A 21,487-nucleotide genomic window follows, 5' to 3' on the forward strand; every position below is an offset into this window, starting at 1 on the left:
CTCAGGCCGCCTGTGCCGGAGCGGCGGCCAAAGCGACCTTGCGCAGTTCGCCGAAGTACACGTCCTCCAGGTTCGCCGGCACCGCCGCGAAGCCATCGCCGGGATCGGCGTCGGCCAGCACGTGCACCACCGGCTGGCCGCCGACCAGGCGCGAGGAGAGCACCGCATGGCTGCGGATCAGTTCCGGCAGCTGCGCCTTGTCGACCCGCTTGCGCCAGATCCGGCCCTCCAGCGAGCGGATCGCCTCGCGCGGCTCGCCGGCCAGGCGCACCTGGCCGGAGGCGATGATCGCCATCCGTGGGCACAGGTCGGTCACGTCCTCGACGATGTGGGTGGACAGGATCACCACCGTGTTCTCGCCGATCTCGGCCAGCAGGTTGAGGAAGCGGTTGCGCTCCTCCGGGTCCAGGCCGGCGGTGGGCTCGTCGACGATGATCAACGAGGGCTGGCCGATCAGCGCCTGGGCGATGCCGAAGCGCTGGCGCATGCCGCCGGAGAAGGTGCCCAGCTTGCGCTTGCGCACGTTCCACAGGTTGACCTGCTGCAGCAGCGCCTCGACCAGGGCCTTGCGCTCCTTGCGCGCGGTCACGCCCTTGAGCACGGCGAAGTGGTCGAGCATGGCCTCGGCCGAGACCTTGGGATACACGCCGAATTCCTGCGGCAGGTAGCCCAGCCGTCGCCGCGCCGCGGTCTTGTCGGCCAGCACGTCGAGCCCGTCCAGCTGGATGCTGCCTTCGCTGGGCTCCTGCAGGGTGGCGATGGTCCGCATCAGGGTGGACTTGCCGGCGCCGTTGGGGCCGAGCAGGCCGAACATGCCGCGCGGGATGTCGAGGTCGACGCCCTTCAGCGCCTGCACGCCGTTGGCGTAGGTCTTGGACAGCGAGCGGATCTGGAGCATGCGCACATCCTTGCGTTGACGATGGAGGGATCCTGGGGCGTGGTGCCGTGCCGGGCTATCGGCCGGAAGTCATGGCGGGGTCGGGTTCCGGCCCGGCGTCGGGTCGGGAAAGGGCGCCGGTGCCGGGCCGGGGGCGCCGAACAGGGCGGCGATCCGCAAGGCCAGCCGGTAGGGCTCCGGATCGTCGCGGTTGCTCAGCACCACCACCGTCAGCCTGTGTGCCGGCCAGCGCACGATCACATTGCGGAAGCCGATGCTCTCGCCGCTGTGCCAGGCGCGGTCGCCGTTGAGCCGCCAGCCGAAACCGTAGTGCGGCACGTCCGGCTCGGCGGTGGCGGGGGCAGGGGCGAACATCAGCGCCCGCGACTCGGCCTTCAGCAGGCGCTCGTCGTACAGGGCGGCGTCCCAGCGGGCCAGGTCGTCGATGGAGGCATAGATGCCGCCGTCGCCGAGCACGGCGCTGGTCGGACTCTGGTCGGTGCGGATCCAGCGGCCATCCACCTGGCTGTAGCCGTAGGCGCGATCGGCGACGCGGTCCACGCCTTCCTGGTGGGCGACGCTGCGGTCCATGCCCAGCGGCGCGAAGATGCGCCCGCGCAGGAAGCCGGCGAAGTCCTGCCCGGAGACGCGGGCGACCACAAGCGCCAGCAGGGCATAGCCGCTGTTGCTGTAGCGGTAGCCGCTGCCCGGCCGGAAATAGGTGCTGTCCTGGCCCTCGAGGATGCGCAGCACGTCGGTGTCGTGCAGCTGGCCGTGGAAGCCGGCGGGGACGTGGTCCTCGTAGTCGACCAGGCCGGAGGTGTGCGACAGCAGCTGGCGCAGGGTCACCGCGTTGGCGGCCGCCGGCAGGGAGGGCAGCCAGCGCTTGACCGGGTCGTCGATCGACAACCGCCCGTCCTCGGCCAGCAACAGGATCGCCGCGGCGGTGAACTGCTTGGTCAGCGAGGCCAGCCGGTAGTTCGTCGCCGGCCCGGCCGGGATGCCGGCTTCCAGGTCGGCCAGGCCCCAGCCGCGCCGCAGCACGGGCCGGCCGTCGTGCAGCACCAGCACCGAAGCGCCGGGGACCGGGCCCTGGTAGTCGCGCATCAGCGCATCGACCGCGGCAGCGGCCTGCGCCTCGTCGAGGCCTTCGGCGCGTGCGGCCGGCCCGGCGGTCGCCGACAGCGCGGCCAGGGCCAGCCAGGGCAGCAGTGCGTTCATGCGCGTTCCCCTCGCGTCGCGCCGGCAGGCGGTGGATGCAGGTTAACCCGGCTGGCCCTGGCGGGCGTCGATCCAGGCGTCGATCTTGGCTTCCAGCACGTCCAGCGGCACCGAGCCGTCCTTGAGCACCTCGGCGTGGAAGGCGCGCACGTCGAAACGCTCGCCCAGCGCGGCCTGGGCCTTGCGCCGCAGCTGCACGATCTTCAGCTCGCCGGTCTTGTAGGCCAGCGCCTGGCCGGGGATGGCCATGTAGCGCTCGGCCTCGGCCACCGCCTCGGCCTGGCTGGTGGCCGAGTTCTCCAGCATGTAGTCGATCACCTGCTGCCGGGTCCAGCCCTTGCCGTGCAGGCCGGTGTCGACCACCAGCCGGATCGCGCGCCACAGTTCGTTCTGCAGGTAGCCGAAGTACGAGTACGGGTCCTGGTACAGGCCCAGGTCGCGGCCCAGCGACTCGGCGTATAGGCCCCAGCCCTCGGTGAAGGCGGTCTCGCCGCCGAAGCGGCGGAACGCGGGCAGGTCGTGCAGTTCCTGCTGCAGGGCCAGCTGGAAGTGGTGGCCGGGGATGGCCTCGTGCAGGAACAGGTCCTCGGCGTCCCAGGTCTTGCGGCTGGGCAGGTCGTAGGTATTGACGTAGAACACGCCCGGGCGGCTGCCGTCCCCGCTCGGGCGCATGTAGGAGCCGCCGGCCGCGGACTGGGCGCGGTAGGGCTCGACCGCGCGCACCTCGAAACCGGCCTTGGGCAGCAGCGAGAAGTATTCCGGCACCCGCGCCATCACCTTCGGTTCCAGGCTGCGGTGGAAGGCCAGCAGGGCCTCCTCGTCGGCGAACTGGAAACGCTTGTCGGTCTGCATGAAGCGGAAGAACTTCTGCATCGAGCCGCGGAACCTGGCCTGCTTCATCACCGTGGCGATCTCGCCGTGGATGCGCTCGACCTCCTCCAGACCGATCCGGTGGATCCGCTCCGGGTCCAGGTCGCTGGTGGTGCTCTGCCGTACCAAATAGGCGTACCACTCGCCGCCGCCGGGCAGCGCGCCCAGGCCGTCGCTGGCGCGGCTGGCCGGCAGGTACTCGGTGGCGATGAAGCCGCGCAGGCGCCGGTAGGCCGGCATCAGCCGGTTCTCGACCAGGCGCTTGTAGTCGGCGGCGATGCGCTCGCGCTCGGCCGTCGGGATGTCCTCGGGCATGTTCCGGATGGGGTTCCAGAACAGGGTCTCCTCGGCGGTGGGCCTGATCAGCGCGTCCAGCTGCGGCAGCACCTTCTGCATCAGCGGCCGCGGCTGGACCACGCCGGCGGCCATGCCCTCGCGCATGTTGGCGATGGCCTGGTCGAACAGCGCCGGGATCCCGAGCGCGCGCCGCGCCCAGGCGTCGTAGTCGGCCGCCGTGCGGAACGGCTGGGCGCTGGCGCCCGAGCCGAGCATGGCCATCAGCGTGGCCGGGTTGTTGAACTGGTTGACCGGCTGCATCCAGCCGGGGAAGCGCTCGCCCTCAAGCGCGTCGCGGGCGTTGCGCACGAAGATCCGGTAGCTGAGCAGGTCCTGGCCCTCCAGCCCGTCCTCGCCGACCGCCTCGACCCTGGCCAGCCACTCGGTGGTGAACTCGCGGCCCTGCTGGCGGAAGGCCGCCGAGAGGTAGTTGGGCAGCTGGTCGTTCCAGCGGCCGTCGCCCTGGAAGGTGGCCTGCAGCGGATTGAGCCTGAGCGAGGCCTCCCAGTAGTCGGCGTAGATCTTCTGCAGGCGCTGGGCCTTGCTCGGCGCCGGAGCCGGCGCGCGCGCGGCGGCCGGTCGCGGCGTGGCCGCCGTGCTCCGCGCCGCGGGCCGCTGCGTGGCCTTCTTGCGCGCCGCTTCGGCCACCGGCGGCGGCAGCGCCAGCAGCAGGGCGACGGGCAGGACCAGCCAGCGGGCGAGGGACATGGGCGGCTCCGTGAACGCGTGAAGGCCCCGGAGAGTGCCGCATCCGGCCGCATTTTTGTAGGAGCCGGCCTCGCCGGCGCCCGTTTCCGGAGGTCGTATTCCTTGCAGCAGCAACAGCAAGAGTAGAGGCAGAAGCATCGGGTTGAGCCGGCTTCGGAGGGAGTCCGCCGTCACATGGGGGATGGACCACCCCTCGGGACGACATCCTGTCTTTACTCGGGGCCGTGGCACATCCCTGTGCCACTTGGTCCATCCCCCATGCGACGGCGGACGCTCGCGCGTTGGGATGCGTGTCTTCGGCCGGATGCGGGTTTCGCTTCACCTGTAGGAGCCGGTCTTGCTAGCGACCGTGGAGGCGGACGCATCAATGGCGGCCGGTTTCACGCAGACGCTTCCGCCATGGCGGTCGCCGGCAAGGCCGGCTCCTACAGTGAGGCCGCCTGTTCGCGCAGCTGGCGCGCACGCGCCTCGCCCAGCCACGCGGTGATCCCGCGTCGCATCAGGTACAGCAAGGGGATCAGGGCGAACGCGAACAGCATCTTGTAGGCGTAGTTGAGCGTGCTCACCGCCAGGAACAGCGACATGGGCCACTTCTGCGGCCCGAGCACGAACGCGATCCAGATCACCACGAAGCTGTCCACCAGCTGCGACACCGCGGTCGAGCCGGTGGCGCGCAGCCACACGTGCTTCTCGCCGGTGGCGCGGCGGATGCGGTGGAACACCGCCACGTCCGCCAGCTGCCCGACCAGGAAGGCGACCAGCGAGCCGGCCACGATCCACATACCCTGGCCGAACACGGCCGCGTACGCGGCCTGGTAGTCGGGCACGCCCTGGGCTTGGGCGGCCTCGCGCCACCAGCTGGCCGGGGCCAGGGCGATCGCGGCGAAGGCGAACAGGAAGGCGTAGGCGATCAGCCCGGCGGCCAGCCAGGAGATGAACTTCACCCCGCGCCGGCCGAAGAACTCGTTGATGGTGTCGGTCATGATGAACACCACCGGCCACAGCAGGGTGCCGGCGGTGAAGCTGAGCGAACCGCTCTGGCCGAACAGGTTCCACTGGAAGGGCGCCAGGCCCAGGGTGTCCTCGAGGGCGAAGATCTTGACCCCGATGAACTCGGCCAGGATCGCGTTGGCGCAGAAGAACGCCGCCAGGGCGATGAACAGGCGGACGGCGCGGTCGTCCAGCACCCGGGCCGGGGCCGCGTCCGTCCCCGCGCTCACTTGCGATCGCCCGCGCGGGTGAACGGCATGGTCTCCGGCGCCACCGCGCCGCCGGAGATGATGAAGCCCATGGCCTGGTCCACGGTCCAGTCGGTGGGCGTGAGCAGTTCCACCGGCACCACCTCCAGGTAGCCGGAGGTCGGGTTGGGCGTGGTCGGCACGTACACCGCGGCCAGCTCGCGGCCGCTGCCTTCCTCCTTCAGCACCCGGGTGACGAGGCCGATCGACTTCATGTCGCGGTGCGGGAAGTCGATCAGGACCACCCGCTGGGTGCTGCCCGGCTTGGTCTGCAGGATGTCCAGCAGCTTGCGCGAGCTGGTGTAGATCACGTTGGCCAGCGGCACCCGCCCGATCAGCGCCTCGAACCAGCGCAGCAGGCGCTGGCCGATCACCCGCCGCGCCAGCAGGCCCACGCCCAGGATCACCAGCAGGGTGGCGAGCATGGCGATGGTGTTCTGCACCCACAGTGCCTGGACCCAGCCCAGGGAATCGGGGAAGGACCCGGCGATGCGCTGCGACAGCGGCACCACCCACGGGCTGCTGATGCCCGAGAGCAGCACGAACACGAACTTGACCACCACCCAGGTCAGCCAGATGGGCAGCAGGGTCAACAGGCCGGTGAGGAACAGCTTCTGCAGCGAGGCGCGCTGCGGCGCATGGGGGTCGGGGGACATGGCGGCATTGTAAGGCCGCCGGCCCGGCGGATCAGGGGGTTTGCGCCTTCGCCGCCCCGCCCTGCGCCGGCCGCCGGTCCGGCTTGCGCCGCACGTAGACCTGCTTGCGGACCCGGGCCACGACCTCGCCGCCGGCGTCGAGCACCTCGTTCTCGAACCAGGGCAGGTGCTTGTCGCCGCCGGCGGTGGCCGCGGCGATCTGCTCCAGCGCCGCATCGCCGACCTCGAACGTGGTGGACACGGTGCCGCGCCCGGGGCTGACGAACTCGATCTCCGCGGCCTTGTCCCAGACGTAGTAGTCGCGCCCAAGCCGGTGCATCAGCAGCAGCATCCAGAACGGATCGGACATGGCGAACAGGCTGCCGCCGAAGTGGGTGCCGACGTAGTTGCGGTTCCACGGCCGCATCCGCAGCTCGACCCGGGCCCGGCGCCAGTCCGGCGCGACCTCGGCCACGTGGATGCCGGTGAACAGGAACGGCGGCCACAGGTTCATGCCCAGGCGCAGGGTGGAGGCTTTCATGCGGTGGCGGGAGCGGCGGGCGAGGGGAGGTCGAGTGTACCGTACGCAATCGTACGGACAACCCGCGACCGGCACCGCTTTGGGGCACGTGAGCTAGACTGTCGGCCTTTCCGGCCGGACCCCGGCCCCTGAACGGAACCGACCTTTCCGAATGAGCTGGATCAGCAAACTGATGCCGTCCGGCATCCGCACCGACAGCGGTGCCGGCCGCAAGCGCAACGTCCCCGAGGGCCTGTGGGAGAAGTGCGACCGCTGCGGCGCGGTGCTCTACCGCCCGGAGCTGGAGGAGAACCTGGAGGTGTGCCCCAAGTGCGCCTTCCACATGCCGATCCGGGCCCGCGCGCGCCTGGCCGGGCTGTTCGACCCCGGCAGCACCACCGAACTGGCCGGCACCCTGTCGCCGACCGACGTGCTCAAGTTCAAGGATTCCAAGCGCTACGCCGAGCGGATCAAATCCACCCAGAAGTCCACCGGCGAGTTCGACGCGATGGTGGCCATGGAAGGGCGGCTGAAGGGCCGGCCGCTGGTCGCCAGCGCCTTCGACTTCGCCTACATGGGCGGCTCGATGGGCTCGGTGGTGGGCGAGAAGTTCGCCCGCGCCGGCGAGCGCGCGCTGGAGCTGGGCGCGCCGTTCGTCAACTTTTCCGCCAGCGGCGGCGCGCGGATGCAGGAGAGCCTGTTCTCGCTGATGCAGATGGCCAAGACCTCGGCGGTCCTGGCCCGGCTGCGCGAGGCCGGCGTTCCCTACATCTCGGTCCTGACCCATCCGACCACCGGCGGCGTCTCGGCCAGCCTGGCGATGCTGGGCGACCTGAACATCGCCGAGCCCGAGGCCCAGATCGGCTTCGCCGGCCCGCGGGTGATCGAGCAGACCGTGCGCGAGAAGCTGCCGGAAGGCTTCCAGCGCTCGGAGTTCCTGCTCGAGCACGGCGCCATCGACCAGATCTGCGACCGCCGCGAGCTGCGCGATCGCCTGGCCGTGCTGCTGGCGATGATGACCCGGCAACCGCAGCCCGAAGACGCCGATACCCTGGACGCGGCATGAGCGGCGCCCAGCGCTATTTCGGCACCGACGGCATCCGCGGCCGAGTCGGCGAGGGCGCGATCTCGGCCGACTTCGTCCTGCGCCTGGGCAACGCCCTGGGCCGGGTCCTGGCCGCCGGCCTGCCGGGCCGGCGCACGGTGGTGATCGGCAAGGACACCCGGATCTCCGGCTACATGTTCGAGTCGGCGCTGGAGGCCGGGCTGGTGGCCGCCGGCGTGGACGTGCAGCTGCTGGGGCCGATGCCGACCCCGGCGGTGGCGTTCCTGACCCGGACCCTGGGCGCGGACGCGGGGATCGTCATCAGCGCCTCGCACAACCCGCACTACGACAACGGCATCAAGTTCTTCTCGGCCGAAGGCGAGAAGCTGGACGACGCCACCGAGCTGGCGCTGGAAGCGGCGCTGGACGGCGAGTTCGCCACGGTCGAGTCGGAACGGCTGGGCAAGGCCATGCGCGCGCGCGACGCGGTCGGCCGCTACATCGAGTTCTGCAAGTCCTCGGTGCCGCGCGGCTTCGACCTGCGCGGGCTGAAGATCGTGCTCGACTGCGCCCACGGCGCCACCTACCACATCGCCCCGCTGCTGTTCCGCGAGCTGGGCGCGCAGGTCACCGCGATCGGCGCGGCCCCGGATGGGGTGAACATCAACGCCGGGGTCGGCTCGATGCACATCGACAACCTCGCCGCCCGGGTGGCCGAGGCCGGCGCCGACCTGGGCATTGCCTTCGACGGCGACGGCGACCGGGTGCTGATGGTCGACGAGCGCGGCACCCCGGTGGACGGCGACGGCCTTTTGTACGTGCTGGCCCGGGCGTGGCAGGCCGAGGGCCGCCTGCACGGACCGGTGGTCGGCACCCTGATGACCAACTACGGCCTGGAGAAGGCGCTGGGCGAGGCCGGCATCGCCTTCCAGCGCGCCCGGGTCGGCGACCGCTACGTCCACCAGGCCCTGGTCGAGGGCGGAGGCGTGCTCGGCGGCGAGGCCTCCGGGCACCTTTTGTGCCTGGATCGGGCCACCACCGGCGATGCCATCGTCAGCGCCCTGCAGGTGCTGGACGTGCTGCGTCGCGCCGGCCAGAGCCTGCGCCAGGCGGTCGCGGACCTGGCGATGCTGCCGCAGAAGACGGTCAACGTGCGCCTGGACGGCGCCTCGGCCAAGGCGATCGTGGACGAGGCCGGCGTGCGCCAGGCCCTGCAGGCCGCGCAGGCGGCGGTGCAGGGCAGGGGCCGCGCCTTCCTGCGCCCGTCCGGCACCGAGCCGGTGGTGCGGGTCACGGTCGAGGCCGACGATGCCGCGCTGATGCAGGACACCCTCGACGGCCTGGCCGCCGCGGTGCGTCAGGCCGCGGCCTGACCGCCCCCGATCGATACCCCCGGCCGCGCGGCATGTTCCACTGCCGCCGCCGATTCCCCGGAGCATTCCCATGGCAGCACGCATCCCGACCCTCGACATCACCCGCTTCACCGCCCCTTCCAGCGCGGCCGACCGCGAAGCCTTCGTCGCCGAACTCGGCGCTGCCTACCGCGAATGGGGCTTCGCCGGGATCCGCAACCACGGCATCCCGCAGGACGGGATCGACGCCGCCTACGAGGCGTTCAAGCGCTTCTTCGCCCTGCCCGAGGAGGTCAAGAGGCAGTACCACGTCCCCGGCGGCGGCGGCGCGCGCGGCTACACCCCGTTCGGGGTGGAGACCGCCAAGGGCGCCAAGCACTTCGACCTGAAGGAGTTCTGGCACATCGGCCGCGAGATCCCGGACGACTCGAAGTACCGCGCGGTCATGCCGCCGAACCTGTGGCCGGCCGAGGTGCCGGAGATGCGCGAGCACGGCTACGGCCTGTACCAGGCCCTGGACCACCTCGGTTCGCAGGTGCTGTCGGCGCTGGCCCTGCACATCGGCCTGGCCGAGGACTGGTTCGCCGACAAGACCGACTCCGGCAATTCGATCCTGCGCCCGATCCACTACCCGCCGATCACCGCCGACGACATCCCCAATGTCCGCGCGGGCGCGCACGAGGACATCAACCTGATCACCCTGCTGGTCGGCGCCAGCGCCTCGGGCCTGGAAGTGCTCTCGCGCCAGGGCGAGTGGGTGCCGTTCACCGCCGACGCCGACACCATCGTGGTCAACATCGGCGACATGCTGCAGCGCCTGACCAACCACGTGTATCCCTCGACCACCCACCGGGTGGTCAACCCGCAGGGCGGGGAGGCGCGCAAGCCGCGCTACTCGGTGCCGTTCTTCCTGCATCCCAACCCGGACTTCCTGATCGACGTGCTGCCGTCCACGGTCAGCGCCGACAACCCCAGCCGCTATCCCGAACCGATCACCGCCCAGGGCTATCTCGAGGAGCGCCTGCGCGAGATCAAGCTGAAGTAACCGCGGGACACATCCTGTCCGCTCCATGTCCTGCGTTGTCAGCGCGCAGGACATCCGTACCGCGCGGTATCCTGTCCGCCTACGGTTCACATGGAGTGGTGCATGCGCCGCAAGATCGTCGCCGGCAACTGGAAGCTTCATGGCACGCGGGCGTTCGCCACCGCGCTGGTCGCCGAGATCGCGGCGTCCGCGCCGGTGCCGGGGGTGGAGCTGGTGGTGCTGCCGCCCTTGCCCTACCTGGGCGACCTGATCGAGGACTTCGAGGGTACGCCGCTGGTGTTCGGCGCCCAGGACGTCAGCAGCAACGAGCAGGGCGCCTACACCGGCGAGGTCTCGGCCTCGATGCTGGTCGACGTCGGCGCCCGCTACGGCCTGTGCGGGCACTCCGAGCGCCGCCGCTACCACCACGAGAGCAGCGAACTGGTCGCGCTCAAGTTCCGCGCCGCCCTCAACGCCGGGCTGCGGCCGGTGCTGTGCATGGGCGAGCGCCTGGAGGACCGCGACGCCGGCCGGGCCGAGGAAGTGATCGCCGCCCAGCTGCAGCCGGTCCTGGACCTGGTCGGGGTCGAAGGCTTCGCCGGCGCGGTCCTGGCCTACGAGCCGGTCTGGGCGATCGGCACCGGCCGCAACGCGACCCCGGAACAGGCCCAGGCCATGCACGCCTTCATCCGTCGCCAGATCGCCGCGCACGATGCTAGAATCGCCGATTCCCTGCCGATCCTGTACGGCGGCAGCGTGAAGCCCGACAACGCCGGCGCCCTGTGTGGGCAGCCTGACGTGGACGGCGGGCTGATCGGTGGCGCCTCGCTGGTGGCCGCGGATTTCCTGGCCATTGCCCGGGCGGTTTCGCCGGCCCGGTAACAGAGATCACCCGACCAATGCTGATGCTGATCCTCAACGTGGTGTACGTGCTGGTGGCGATCGCGATGATCGCGCTGATCCTGCTGCAGCGCGGCGCCGGCGCGGCCGCCGGTTCCGGCTTCGGCGCGGGCGCCTCGGGCACCGTGTTCGGCGCGCGCGGCGCCTCCAACTTCCTGTCCAAGAGCACCAAGTGGCTGGCCGTGGTGTTCTTCGGCATCAGCCTGTTCATGGCCTGGTACGCCACCCACAGCGCCCGCCCGGTCGCGCAGCAGGACCTGGGCGTGATGGCCCAGCCGGCGGCCCCCGTACAGACCGGCGCCCCGGCGCCGGGCGAGATGCCCGCCCTGCCGGCCGCTCCGGCTTCGGAGGTCCCGTCCGCCGCCCCGGCCCAGCCGGCCGCGCAGGACGCGGTGCCGGCCCCGCAGCCGGCGCAGGAAAACCCCGTGGAGACCGCGCCGCCGGCGCAGTAACCGCGTACAATGCCGGCCGCGCCGCGTGCCGGCAGCCGTCTTTGCCCAGGTGGCGGAATTGGTAGACGCACTACCTTGAGGTGGTAGCGACGAAAGTCGTAGGGGTTCGAGTCCCCTCTTGGGCACCATTCGCTGTACCTCGCGCGGCCTTGGCCGCCGGGGCCGACAAAGGCCCGCCGATGGCGGGTTTTTTGTTGGGCCGGCGGCGGTTTCCGTGATGTGGATCGTCGCGGAAGCGTTTACTCTGTCGCGGACCAGCCGCTACAATTCCGCTGCTATGCACAAAGCGTTCGGGGCGGGCCGGTGGCCTTCCCCGGGCGGGCGTGGCGAGACTCCGTGGCCACGCCGCGGCAGGAAACACGACAGGCGCGCCGTCCCATGCGGCGGCGCCCACCCAAGCCCGGCATGCCGGGCAGAGGCAAGAGAGAACCGCACGTGCTGGCCCAATACCTGCCGACCCTGTTGTTCCTGATCGTGGCCACCGGGATCGGCGTCGCGCTGATCATCGTCGGCAACGTCCTCGGCCCGCGCCGCCCGGACCCGCAGAAGCTCTCGCCGTACGAGTGCGGCTTCGAGGCCTTCGAGGACGCGCGCATGAAGTTCGACGTGCGCTACTACCTCATCGCCATCCAGTTCATCGTCTTCGACCTGGAAATCATCTTCATCGTGCCGTGGACCCTCGTGTTCCAGGAACTGGGACCGCGCGCGCTGGTCACCATGGGCCTGTTCGTCGGGATGCTGTTCCTCGGCTTCGTCTACGTCTGGAAGAAGGGAGCGCTCGAATGGGAGTGATCCAAACCATCGACCGCCTGATGACCAACCCGATCCCGGAAGGGCGGGTGGACGACATCCTGCGGCCCGAGGGCGACAACCCGCTGCTGGAAAAGGGCTACGTCACCACCAGCGTCGATGCGCTGGTCAACTGGGCGCGCACCGGCTCGATGTGGCCGATGACCTTCGGCCTGGCCTGCTGCGCGGTGGAGATGATGCACGCCGGCGCCGCGCGCCTGGACCTGGACCGCTACGGCGTGGTGTTCCGGCCCTCGCCGCGCCAGTCCGACGTGATGATCGTGGCCGGCACCCTGGTCAACAAGATGGCCCCGGCCCTGCGCAAGGTCTACGACCAGATGCCGGACCCGAAGTGGGTGATCTCGATGGGCAGCTGCGCCAACGGCGGCGGCTACTACCACTACTCCTACGCGGTGGTGCGCGGCTGCGACCGGGTGGTGCCGGTGGACGTCTACGTGCCGGGCTGCCCGCCCACGGCCGAGGCGCTGGTCTACGGCATCCTGCAGCTGCAGAAGAAAATCTGGCGCACGCAGACGGTGGCGAAGAAGACCAACACGATCGCCCGCTGATCCCACCCTTTCGATCCATCGCGCCGCCTCCGGCGCACAACCGACGGATACGCCAAGCCCCATGGCCGAGCCAGCTGCCACCTTCGCCCAACGACTGCGCGAGCGCTTCCCCGCCGCCACGGTCACCGTGGCCGAGCCCCGCGGCGAAGTCACCCTCGAGGCCGCCTCCGGCGCCGACTGGCTGGCCACCTGCCAGGCCCTGCGCGACGAGCTCGGCTTCGAGCAGTTGTCGGACCTGTGCGGCATCGACTACATGGGTTTCGGCAGCGACGAGTGGGATACCGACGACGTGTCCTCCGGCGGCTTCAGCCGCGGCGTCGAGGGCAAGGCCACCGGCCGCTTCGCCTGGGGCGAGCAGCCCAGCGAGCAGGCCGGCGCCGGGATCGAGCCGACCCTGGTGCCCGAGCGCCGCTTCGCCGCCGTCGCCCAGCTGATCTCCTACGCCCGCAACCAGCGCCTGCGCGTGCGCTGCTTCGCCGCCGACGACGCCCTGCCGGTGGTGCCGTCGGTCACCGGCATCTGGCCGGGCGCCAACTGGTTCGAGCGCGAGGCCTTCGACCTGTACGGCATCGTCTTCGAGGGCCATCCGGACCTGCGCCGGATCCTCACCGACTACGGCTTCGTCGGCCATCCGTTCCGCAAGGACTTCCCGCTGATCGGCAACGTGGAAGTGCGCTACGACGAGGAGCGCAAGCGCGTGGTCTACGAGCCGGTGACCTCGGTCGAGCCGCGCGTCGGCGTGCCGCGCGTGATCCGCGACGACGCCCGCTACGAGACCGCGGCCGGCGAAGCCGCGCAGCGGGAGGCCGCCAAGTGAGCGCACAGATGTCCCCCGACACCACGATCCGCCAGGCGAGCGAAGGCTTCGCCAGCAATCCTGCCGAGCTGAAGCAGGAAATCCGCAACTACACCATGAACTTCGGCCCGCAGCACCCGGCCGCGCATGGCGTGCTGCGCCTGATCCTGGAGATGGACGGCGAGACCATCGTCCGCGCCGACCCGCACGTGGGCCTGCTCCACCGCGGCACCGAGAAGCTGGCCGAGTCCAAGCCGTTCAACCAGTCGATCGGCTACATGGACCGCCTGGACTACTGCTCGATGATGTGCAACGAGCACGCCTACGTGCGCGCGATCGAGACCCTGCTGGGGATCGAGGCGCCGGAGCGTGCGCAGTACATCCGCACGATGTTCGACGAGGTCACCCGGATCCTGAACCACCTGATGTGGATCGGCTCCAACGCCCTCGACCTGGGTGCGATGGCGGTGTTCCTGTACGCGTTCCGCGAGCGCGAGGAACTGATGGACGTGTACGAGGCGGTCAGCGGCGCGCGCATGCACGCGACCTACTACCGCCCGGGCGGCGTCTACCGCGACCTGCCGGGGCAGATGCCCAAGTACAAGGAGTCGCCCTGGCACAAGGGCGCCAAGCTCAAGCGCTTCAACGAGGCGCGCGAGGGCTCCCTGCTCGACTACCTGGAGAACTTCACCCGCGAGTTCCCGGCGCGCGTGGACGAATACGAGACCCTGCTGACCGACAACCGCATCTGGAAGCAGCGTACCGTCGGCATCGGCGTGATCAGCCCGGAACAGGCCAAGGCCTGGTCGATGACCGGGGTGATGCTGCGCGGCTCGGGCATCGCCTGGGACCTGCGCAAGAAGCAGCCGTACGCCAAGTACGACGCGGTCGACTTCGACATCCCGCTGGGCACCAACGGCGACTGCTACGACCGCTACCTGGTCCGGGTCGCCGAGATGCGCGAGTCCAACCGGATCGTCGCCCAGTGCGTGAAGTGGCTGAAGGCCAATCCCGGCCCGGTCATGGTCCAGAACTTCAAGGTCGCCCCTCCCAGGCGCGAGGAGATGAAGGACGACATGGAAGCGCTGATCCACCACTTCAAGCTGTTCTCCGAAGGCTATTGCGTGCCGGCCGGCGAGACCTACGCCGCGGTCGAGGCGCCCAAGGGCGAGTTCGGCTGCTACCTGGTCTCCGACGGCGCCAACAAGCCGTTCCGCGTGCACCTGCGCGCCCCGGGCTTCGCCCACCTGTCCTCGATGGACGCGATCGTGCGCGGCCACATGCTGGCCGACGTCGTCGCAATGATCGGTACTTATGACCTTGTGTTTGGTGAGGTGGATCGATGAAGGCCACCGGTAACTTCGAGAACGCGCGCCACGTCGACCCGATGGTCGTCCTCAGCGACGACACCCGCGCGCACATCGACCACTGGCTGACCAAGTTCCCGCCCGACCGCAAGCGGTCGGCGGTGCTGCAGGGCCTGCACGCGGCCCAGGAACAGAACCACGGCTGGCTGACCGACGAGCTGATCGCCGCGGTCGCCAGGTACCTGGACCTGCCGCCGGTGTGGGCCTACGAGGTCGCCACCTTCTACTCGATGTTCGAGACCGAGAAGGTCGGGCGCAACAACGTCGCCTTCTGCACCAACATCAGCTGCTGGCTCAACGGCGCCCAGGACCTGGTCGCGCACGCGGAGAAGAAGCTGGGCTGCAGGCTGGGCGAATCGACCGCCGACGGCCGGGTCTTCCTCAAGCGCGAGGAGGAATGCGTGGCCGCGTGCTGCGGCGCCCCGGTGGTCGTGATCAACGGCCATTACCACGAGAAGCTCACCGCCGAGAAGGTGGACGAGCTGCTCGACGGATTGAAGTGAGGCCACGGCAGATGGCGCACCACACCCCCAAGGTTTCCGAGGGCTACGGCCCGGTCGGCCCGGCTCCGAAGGAGCACCAGGCGGTCTACACGACCCTGCACTTCGACAAGCCGTGGTCGTACGAGAACTACCTCAAGACCGGCGGCTACCAGGCCCTGCGCAGGATCCTCAGCGAGAAGATCCCGCCGGCCGACGTGGTCGAGATGGTCAAGGCCTCCGGCCTGCGCGGCCGCGGCGGCGCAGGCTTCCCGACCGGCCTGAAGTGGAGCTTCATGCCCAAGGGCGAGATGCAGAAGTACATCCTCTGCAACTCCGACGAATCGGAGCCGGGCACCGCCAAGGACCGCGACATCCTGCGCTACAACCCGCACGCGGTGATCGAGGGCATGGCCATCGCCTGCTACGCCACCGGCTCGACCGTGGGCTACAACTACCTGCGCGGCGAGTTCCACCACGAGCCGTTCGAGCACCTGGAAGAAGCCACCGCCGAGGCCTACGCCAACGGCTGGCTGGGCAAGAACGTGCTCGGCTCGGGCGTCGACATCGACATCTACAACGCGCTGGGCGCGGGCGCCTACATCTGCGGCGAAGAGACCGCGCTGATGGAGTCGCTGGAAGGCAAGAAGGGCCAGCCGCGGTTCAAGCCGCCGTTCCCGGCCAACTTCGGCCTGTACGGCAAGCCGACCACGATCAACAACACCGAGACCTACGCCTCGGTGCCGGCGATCGTGCGCAACGGTCCCGAGTGGTTCATGAACCTGGGCAAGCCCAACAACGGCGGCTGCAAGATCTTCTCGGTCTCCGGCCACGTCGCCAACCCGGGCAACCACGAGATCCGCCTGGGCACGCCGTTCGCCGAGCTGCTGGAGCTGTGCGGCGGCATCCGCGGAGGCAACCGGATCAAGGCGGTGATCCCCGGCGGTTCCTCGATGCCTGTGCTGCCGGGCGAGACCATGATGGGCCTGACCATGGACTACGACGCGATCCAGAAGGCCGGTTCCGGCCTCGGGTCCGGCGCGGTCGTGGTCATGGACCACACCACCTGCATGGTGCGGGCCTGCCAGCGCATCGCCCGGTTCTACTTCAAGGAAAGCTGCGGCCAGTGCACGCCGTGCCGCGAGGGCACCGGCTGGATGTACCGCATGCTGACCCGCGTGGCCGAGCACAAGGCCACCTTGGAAGACCTGCACACCCTGCGTGCGGCCGCCGGCCAGATCGAGGGCCACACCATCTGCGCCTTCGGCGAGGCCGCGGCGTGGCCGGTGCAGGGCTTCCTGCGCCACTTCTGGCACGAATTCGAGTACGCCATCGTCAACAAGCGCTTCCTGGTCGACGACGAGCGCGACGGCACGGTGGTCCGTTCCAACCTGGAGGTGGCCGCGTGAGCGCGCAGCCCGTCAACCCGAACCTGCCGCCCGACCACGTCACCGTCTTCATCGACGGTGTCGAGCTGGCCGCGCCGAAGGGTTCGATGATCATCCAGGCCGCGGACAAGGCCGGTATCCCGATCCCGCGCTTCTGCTACCACGACAAGCTGGCGGTCGCCGCCAACTGCCGCATGTGCCTGGTCGACACCGAGGTCGGCGGCCGCTCGGCGCCGAAGCCGTCGCCGGCCTGCGCCACCCCGGTGATGGACGGCCTGAAGGTCTTCACCCGCAACGAGAAGGCCCTGAAGGCGCAGCGGAACGTGATGGAGTTCCTGCTGATCAACCACCCGCTGGACTGCCCGATCTGCGACCAGGGCGGCGAGTGCGAGCTGCAGGACCTGTCGCTGGGCTACGGCCGCTCGGTCAGCCGCTTCGTCGAGCGCAAGCGCGTGGTCCCGGACGAGGACATCGGTCCGCTGGTCGCCACCGAAATGACCCGCTGCATCCAGTGCACCCGCTGCATCCGCTTCACCGGCGAGATCGCGGGCACCTACGAGCTGGGCGGGATGTACCGCGGCGAGAACCTGCAGATCGGCACCTACGACGGCAAGCCGCTGACCACCGAGCTGTCGGGCAACGTGATCGACGTCTGCCCGGTGGGCGCGCTGACCAACAAGGTGTTCCAGTTCCGCGCCCGGCCGTGGGAACTGGTCGCGCGCGAGTCGCTGGGCTACCACGACGCGATGGGTTCCAACCTGTTCCTGCATTCGCGCCGCGGCGAAGTGCTGCGCACCGTGCCGCGCGAGAACGAGCTGGTCAACGAGTGCTGGCTGTCCGACCGCGACCGCTATTCGCACCAGGGCCTGCAGGCCGCCGACCGCGCCACTGCGCCTTGGCGCAAGGTGGACGGGCAGTGGCGCGAAGTGAGCTGGGCCGAGGGCCTGGCCGCGGCCACCGAAATCCTGCGCGCCAACGGCGGCGACGCCCTGGGCGTGCTCGCCCATCCGGCCACCTCCAACGAGGAAGGCGGGCTGCTGGCCCTGCTGGCTGCCGAACTGGGCTGCGGCAACATCGACCACCGCATCGGCAACCGCGACTTCTCCGACGCCGCCGTGGCCGAGCCGTTCGCGCTGCCGGTGGCCGAGATCGAGCAGGCCGACGCGATCGTGGTCGTGGGCAGCAACATCCGCCACGAGCTGCCGCTGCTGCATGCGCGCCTGCGCAAGGCGCAGACCAGGCGCAACGCCCGCATCCACGTCGTCAACCCGGTCGAGTTCGACTTCACCTTCGCCGTGGCCGGCCAGCAGATCGTGCCGCCGTCGCGCTTCGCCGAGGCGCTGGCCGATGGCGCCCTGCGCGAGGCGGTCAAGGGCGCGACCCGGCCGGTGCTGATCGTCGGCGCGATCGCCGAGAACCATCCGCAGGCCGCCGCGATCCGTGCCGCCGCGCGCGAGTTCGCCGCCGCCACCGGCGCCTCGCTGTGCCGGATCCCGCAGGGCGCCAATGCCGTGGGCCTGGCCCGCGCCGGCGTGCTGCCGGCCGCGCGCGACGTCGCCGCGATGTTCGCCGAGCCGCGCCAGGCCTACGTGCTGTACGGGATCGAGCCGGGCCTGGACTTCGCCGACACCGCCGCCGCGCTGAAGGCGCTGAACGCGGCCCAGGTGGTGGCCTTCAGCCACTTCGCCTGCGAGTCCACCCGCGCGGTGGCCGACGTGATCCTGCCGATCGGCGCGGTGCCCGAGATCGAGGCCACGCTGACCAACCTCAACGGCATCGAGCAGTCCGCGCACGCCGCGGCCAGGCTGCCGGGCCAGGCCCGCGAGGGCTGGCGGGGGCTGCGCGCGCTGGGGGGCGAACTGGGCCTGGCCGGCTTCGAGTTCACCGACCTGGCCGGCGCCCGCGCCGTGCTGGAAGGCGGGCGCAGGGTGCAGGTCGCGCCGGGCCGCGCCGGCGAAGCGGGGCAGGGCGGGCTGGAACTGGCGCTGGTGCCGGCGATCTACCGCACCGACGCGGTGGTCCGCCGCGCCGCCGCCCTGCAGGCGCACCCGCTGAACGTGGCCGCGCGGATCGTGCTGAACCCGGCCGACGCCGGCGCCATCGGCACCGCCGCCGGCCAGGTGGTCAAGATCAAGGGCGGCCAGGGCACCGCGACCCTGCCGGTCGAAGTGGACGCACGCGTGGCCGCGGGCGCGGCATGGATCGAAGGCGGCCACGGCGCCACCGCGCCGCTAGGCGCGGGCCGGGTCGAGGTGGTGAAGGCATGAACGAACTGCTGATCAATGCGGTCGGCCCGCTGCGCGAATGGTTCTTCGGCCTGGGCGAACTCGGCCCGGCGCTGTGGATCGTGCTCAAGATCCTGGTGGTGGCCATGCCGGTGATCATCAGCGTGGCGTTCTACGTGGTCTGGGAGCGCAAGCTGATCGGCTGGATGCACGTGCGCCACGGGCCGATGTACGTGGGCATGGGCATCTTCCAGGCCTTCGCCGACGTGTTCAAGCTGCTGTTCAAGGAAGTCATCCAGCCGGCCAGCGCGCACAAGGTGATGTACATCCTGGCGCCGCTGATCGTGCTGGCGCCGGCGTTCGCGGCCTGGGCGGTGGTGCCGTTCGACTACCGGCTGGTGCTGTCGAATGCCAATGCCGGCCTGCTGTACCTGCTGGCGATGACCTCGCTGGGCGTGTACGGGGTGATCATCGCCGGCTGGGCCTCGAACTCGAAGTACGCGTTCCTGGGCGCGATGCGCTCGGCCGCGCAGGTGGTCAGCTACGAGATCGCGATGGGCTTCGCCCTGGTCGGCGTGCTGATCGCCGCCGGCAGCCTGAACCTGACCGACATCGTCATGGCCCAGTCGGGCGACGCCGGCCTGTTCGAGTGGTTCTGGCTGCCCCTGCTGCCGCTGTTCGTCGTGTACTGGGTGTCTGGCGTGGCCGAGACCAACCGCGCGCCGTTCGACGTGGTCGAGGGCGAGTCGGAGATCGTGGCCGGGCACATGGTGGAGTACTCCGGTTCGGCGTTCGCGCTGTTCTTCCTGGCCGAGTACGCCAACATGATCCTGGTCAGCTTCCTGATCTCGATCTTCTTCATGGGCGGCTGGCTGAGCCCGATCCAGGGCTGGGTCACGGCGGACGTCTCGCCGTGGGTGGACTGGATCTGGAAGGGCGGCTGGCCGTGGCTGCTGGCCAAGGTGTTCTTCTTCGCCAGCGCCTACATCTGGTTCCGCGCCAGCTTCCCGCGCTACCGCTACGACCAGATCATGCGCCTGGGCTGGAAGGTGTTCATCCCGCTGACCATCTTCTGGATCGCGGTGACCGCGGTGCTGGTGTTCTTTGGCGTGTTCGAGAAGGGCGCCTGATCCGATGAACAAAGTCGTCCATTACTTCAAGAGCCTGATGTTGCTGGAGCTGCTCCAGGGGCTGGGGCTGACGTTCCGCTACCTGTTCCGTCCCAAGTACACGCTGATGTACCCGATGGAGAAGTTCCCGCAGTCGCCGCGCTTCCGCGGCCTGCACGCCCTGCGCCGCTACCCGAACGGGGAGGAGCGCTGCATCGCCTGCAAGCTGTGCGAGGCGGTGTGCCCGGCGCTGGCGATCACCATCGACTCGACCCGGCGCGAGGACGGCACCCGCCGCACCACCCGCTACGACATCGACCTGTTCAAGTGCATCTACTGCGGCTTCTGCGAGGAGAGCTGCCCGGTCGATTCGATCGTGGAGACGCACGTGCTGGAATACCACTTCGAGAAGCGCGGCGAGAACATCGTCACCAAGCCGCAGCTGCTCGCGATCGGCGACCGCCTCGAGGCGGAAATCGCCGAGCGTCGCGCCGCCGACGCCGCCTACCGCTGAGGCCACGATGGACTGGATCAAGATCGCCTTCTATGCCTTCGCCGCCGTGGCCGTCGCCTCGGCCGGCGCCGTGATCAGCGTGCGCAACCCGGTCAACGCGGCGCTGTGCCTGATCCTGACCTTCTTCTCCGTGGCCTGCACCTGGCTGCTGGTCGGCGCCGAGTTCCTCGGCGTTGCCCTGATCCTGGTGTACGTGGGCGCGGTGATGGTGCTGTTCCTGTTCGTGGTGATGATGCTGGACATCGACGTGGCCGCCCTGCGCGAGGGCTGGGTGAAGTTCCTGCCGGTCGGCCTGGTGGTCGCGGTGGTGATGCTGGTGCAGGTGCTGGCCCTGATCGGGGTCAAGGCGCGCTCGGCCGCGCCGTTCCCGGCCGACAACGCCGCCGCCCTGGCGGCCGACACCTCCAACACCCAGTGGCTGGCCCAGCGCCTGTTCACCGACTTCATCCTGCCGTTCGAGTTCGCCGCGGTGATCCTGACCGTGGCGGTGATCGCGGCGGTGATGATCACCCTGCGCAAGCGCACCGGGATCAAGACCCAGAACCCGTCCGAGCAGTCGCGGGTCAAGGCCGGCGACCGCCTGCGGATCGTGAAGATGGACGTGGAGCGGCCGGCGCCCCCGGCGGCCCCGGCGGAAGGGGAGGGCCAGGCATGATCACGGGCATCACCCTGGGGCACTTGCTCGCGCTGGGCGCGGTGCTGTTCTGCATCAGCATGGCCGGCATCTTCCTCAACCGGAAGAACGTGATCGTCCTGCTGATGTCGATCGAGCTGATGCTGCTGGCGGTCAACATCAACTTCATCGCGTTCTCGCGCGAGCTGGGCGATGCGGCCGGGCAGATCTTCGTGTTCTTCATCCTCACCGTGGCCGCGGCGGAAGCCGCGATCGGCCTGGCGATCCTGGTCGCGCTGTTCCGCACCCGCGGCACGATCAACGTCGGGGAAGTGGATACGTTGAAGGGCTGAGCCCGGGCGGGCCACGGCCCGCGCGGCTCGGCGCCCGGCCCACAGTACCGGGCAGGACAGTTGTACAGGCGGCACGCGGCGGTGGAACTTCCCCGCCGGCATCGACA

The 21,487-nt window shown here is 69.9% G+C and carries 22 protein-coding genes and 1 tRNA gene; 17 read left to right on the plus strand and 6 right to left on the minus strand.

The features are described from left to right. Position 1: 1 nt before the first annotated feature. From CSC62_RS07300 to CSC62_RS07325, 6 genes are all read right to left on the minus strand, one after another. The gene (locus tag CSC62_RS07300) at positions 2-898 is read right to left on the minus strand and encodes an ABC transporter ATP-binding protein (protein WP_162405519.1); all 897 of its coding nucleotides are present in this window, start codon (positions 896-898) and stop codon (positions 2-4) included. A 69-nt stretch (positions 899-967) separates the two neighbouring features. After that, on the minus strand, positions 968-2,089 hold the full coding sequence (locus tag CSC62_RS07305; RefSeq protein WP_425501999.1) for a serine hydrolase domain-containing protein: 1,122 nt from the start codon (positions 2,087-2,089) through the stop codon (positions 968-970). A gap of 51 nt (positions 2,090-2,140) precedes the next feature. Further along, positions 2,141-4,012 (minus strand): DUF885 domain-containing protein, encoded by a 1,872-nt coding sequence (locus CSC62_RS07310; RefSeq protein ID WP_162405521.1) that lies wholly within the window; start codon positions 4,010-4,012, stop codon positions 2,141-2,143. A gap of 425 nt (positions 4,013-4,437) precedes the next feature. Then, on the minus strand, positions 4,438-5,232 hold the full coding sequence (locus tag CSC62_RS07315; protein ID WP_162405522.1) for a queuosine precursor transporter: 795 nt from the start codon (positions 5,230-5,232) through the stop codon (positions 4,438-4,440). Next, positions 5,229-5,906 (minus strand): DUF502 domain-containing protein, encoded by a 678-nt coding sequence (locus tag CSC62_RS07320; protein WP_162405523.1) that lies wholly within the window; start codon positions 5,904-5,906, stop codon positions 5,229-5,231. Before CSC62_RS07320 ends, CSC62_RS07315 begins: the two co-directional genes overlap by 4 nt. 31 nt (positions 5,907-5,937) lie before the next feature. Continuing rightward, entirely contained in the window at positions 5,938-6,426 is a 489-nt protein-coding gene (locus CSC62_RS07325; protein WP_162405524.1) for a DUF4442 domain-containing protein, read from the minus strand. Positions 6,427-6,577: 151 nt separating this feature from the next. On the opposite strand from CSC62_RS07325, the gene accD reads away from it, so the two are divergent. The 17 genes from accD to nuoK all read left to right on the plus strand — a co-directional run bounded on the left by accD (position 6,578) and on the right by nuoK (position 21,380). Continuing rightward, positions 6,578-7,471, plus strand: a complete 894-nt coding sequence (gene accD, locus CSC62_RS07330; protein ID WP_162405525.1) for an acetyl-CoA carboxylase, carboxyltransferase subunit beta — start codon at positions 6,578-6,580, stop codon at positions 7,469-7,471. Next, on the plus strand, positions 7,468-8,823 hold the full coding sequence (gene glmM, locus CSC62_RS07335; protein ID WP_162405526.1) for a phosphoglucosamine mutase: 1,356 nt from the start codon (positions 7,468-7,470) through the stop codon (positions 8,821-8,823). The genes accD and glmM overlap by 4 nt, the downstream gene beginning before the upstream one ends. A 70-nt stretch (positions 8,824-8,893) precedes the next feature. Next, positions 8,894-9,847: an isopenicillin N synthase family dioxygenase gene (locus CSC62_RS07340; RefSeq protein WP_162405527.1), complete on the plus strand. Its 954-nt coding sequence runs from the start codon at positions 8,894-8,896 to the stop codon at positions 9,845-9,847. A gap of 102 nt (positions 9,848-9,949) precedes the next feature. Further along, positions 9,950-10,708: a triose-phosphate isomerase gene (gene tpiA, locus CSC62_RS07345; protein ID WP_162405528.1), complete on the plus strand. Its 759-nt coding sequence runs from the start codon at positions 9,950-9,952 to the stop codon at positions 10,706-10,708. 17 nt (positions 10,709-10,725) lie between these two features. Beyond that, positions 10,726-11,178, plus strand: coding sequence for a preprotein translocase subunit SecG (secG, locus tag CSC62_RS07350; protein WP_162405529.1), 453 nt, complete (start codon positions 10,726-10,728; stop codon positions 11,176-11,178). Between the two features lie 43 nt (positions 11,179-11,221). Continuing rightward, a tRNA-Leu gene (locus CSC62_RS07355) sits at positions 11,222-11,306 on the plus strand. A gap of 307 nt (positions 11,307-11,613) precedes the next feature. Continuing rightward, the gene (locus CSC62_RS07360) at positions 11,614-11,970 is read left to right on the plus strand and encodes an NADH-quinone oxidoreductase subunit A (RefSeq protein WP_162405530.1); all 357 of its coding nucleotides are present in this window, start codon (positions 11,614-11,616) and stop codon (positions 11,968-11,970) included. Then, positions 11,961-12,536: a NuoB/complex I 20 kDa subunit family protein gene (locus CSC62_RS07365; protein ID WP_162405531.1), complete on the plus strand. Its 576-nt coding sequence runs from the start codon at positions 11,961-11,963 to the stop codon at positions 12,534-12,536. The genes CSC62_RS07360 and CSC62_RS07365 overlap by 10 nt, the downstream gene beginning before the upstream one ends. Before the next feature lie 61 nt (positions 12,537-12,597). Next, complete coding sequence (locus CSC62_RS07370; protein ID WP_162405532.1) at positions 12,598-13,353, plus strand: NADH-quinone oxidoreductase subunit C; 756 nt, start codon at positions 12,598-12,600, stop codon at positions 13,351-13,353. Positions 13,354-13,361: 8 nt separating this feature from the next. After that, entirely contained in the window at positions 13,362-14,678 is a 1,317-nt protein-coding gene (locus tag CSC62_RS07375; RefSeq protein WP_162405618.1) for an NADH-quinone oxidoreductase subunit D, read from the plus strand. Then, complete coding sequence (gene nuoE, locus CSC62_RS07380) at positions 14,675-15,202, plus strand: NADH-quinone oxidoreductase subunit NuoE (RefSeq protein WP_162405533.1); 528 nt, start codon at positions 14,675-14,677, stop codon at positions 15,200-15,202. The genes CSC62_RS07375 and nuoE overlap by 4 nt, the downstream gene beginning before the upstream one ends. Positions 15,203-15,213: 11 nt before the next feature. Then, entirely contained in the window at positions 15,214-16,587 is a 1,374-nt protein-coding gene (nuoF, locus tag CSC62_RS07385; RefSeq protein ID WP_162405534.1) for an NADH-quinone oxidoreductase subunit NuoF, read from the plus strand. After that, positions 16,584-18,833: an NADH-quinone oxidoreductase subunit NuoG gene (nuoG, locus tag CSC62_RS07390; RefSeq protein WP_162405535.1), complete on the plus strand. Its 2,250-nt coding sequence runs from the start codon at positions 16,584-16,586 to the stop codon at positions 18,831-18,833. The genes nuoF and nuoG overlap by 4 nt, the downstream gene beginning before the upstream one ends. Beyond that, positions 18,830-19,921 (plus strand): NADH-quinone oxidoreductase subunit NuoH, encoded by a 1,092-nt coding sequence (gene nuoH / locus CSC62_RS07395; RefSeq protein ID WP_162405536.1) that lies wholly within the window; start codon positions 18,830-18,832, stop codon positions 19,919-19,921. Before nuoG ends, nuoH begins: the two co-directional genes overlap by 4 nt. Before the next feature lie 4 nt (positions 19,922-19,925). After that, a complete protein-coding gene (gene nuoI, locus CSC62_RS07400; protein ID WP_052633340.1) occupies positions 19,926-20,414 on the plus strand; it encodes an NADH-quinone oxidoreductase subunit NuoI in 489 nt (162 codons plus the stop codon). Between the two features lie 7 nt (positions 20,415-20,421). Continuing rightward, entirely contained in the window at positions 20,422-21,069 is a 648-nt protein-coding gene (locus CSC62_RS07405) for an NADH-quinone oxidoreductase subunit J (protein WP_162405537.1), read from the plus strand. Continuing rightward, entirely contained in the window at positions 21,066-21,380 is a 315-nt protein-coding gene (gene nuoK, locus CSC62_RS07410; RefSeq protein WP_162405538.1) for an NADH-quinone oxidoreductase subunit NuoK, read from the plus strand. Before CSC62_RS07405 ends, nuoK begins: the two co-directional genes overlap by 4 nt. The last annotated feature ends 107 nt before the right edge of the window (positions 21,381-21,487 follow it).

This window comes from Pseudoxanthomonas jiangsuensis (assembly GCF_010093185.1).
Lineage (GTDB): Bacteria > Pseudomonadota > Gammaproteobacteria > Xanthomonadales > Xanthomonadaceae > Pseudoxanthomonas > Pseudoxanthomonas jiangsuensis.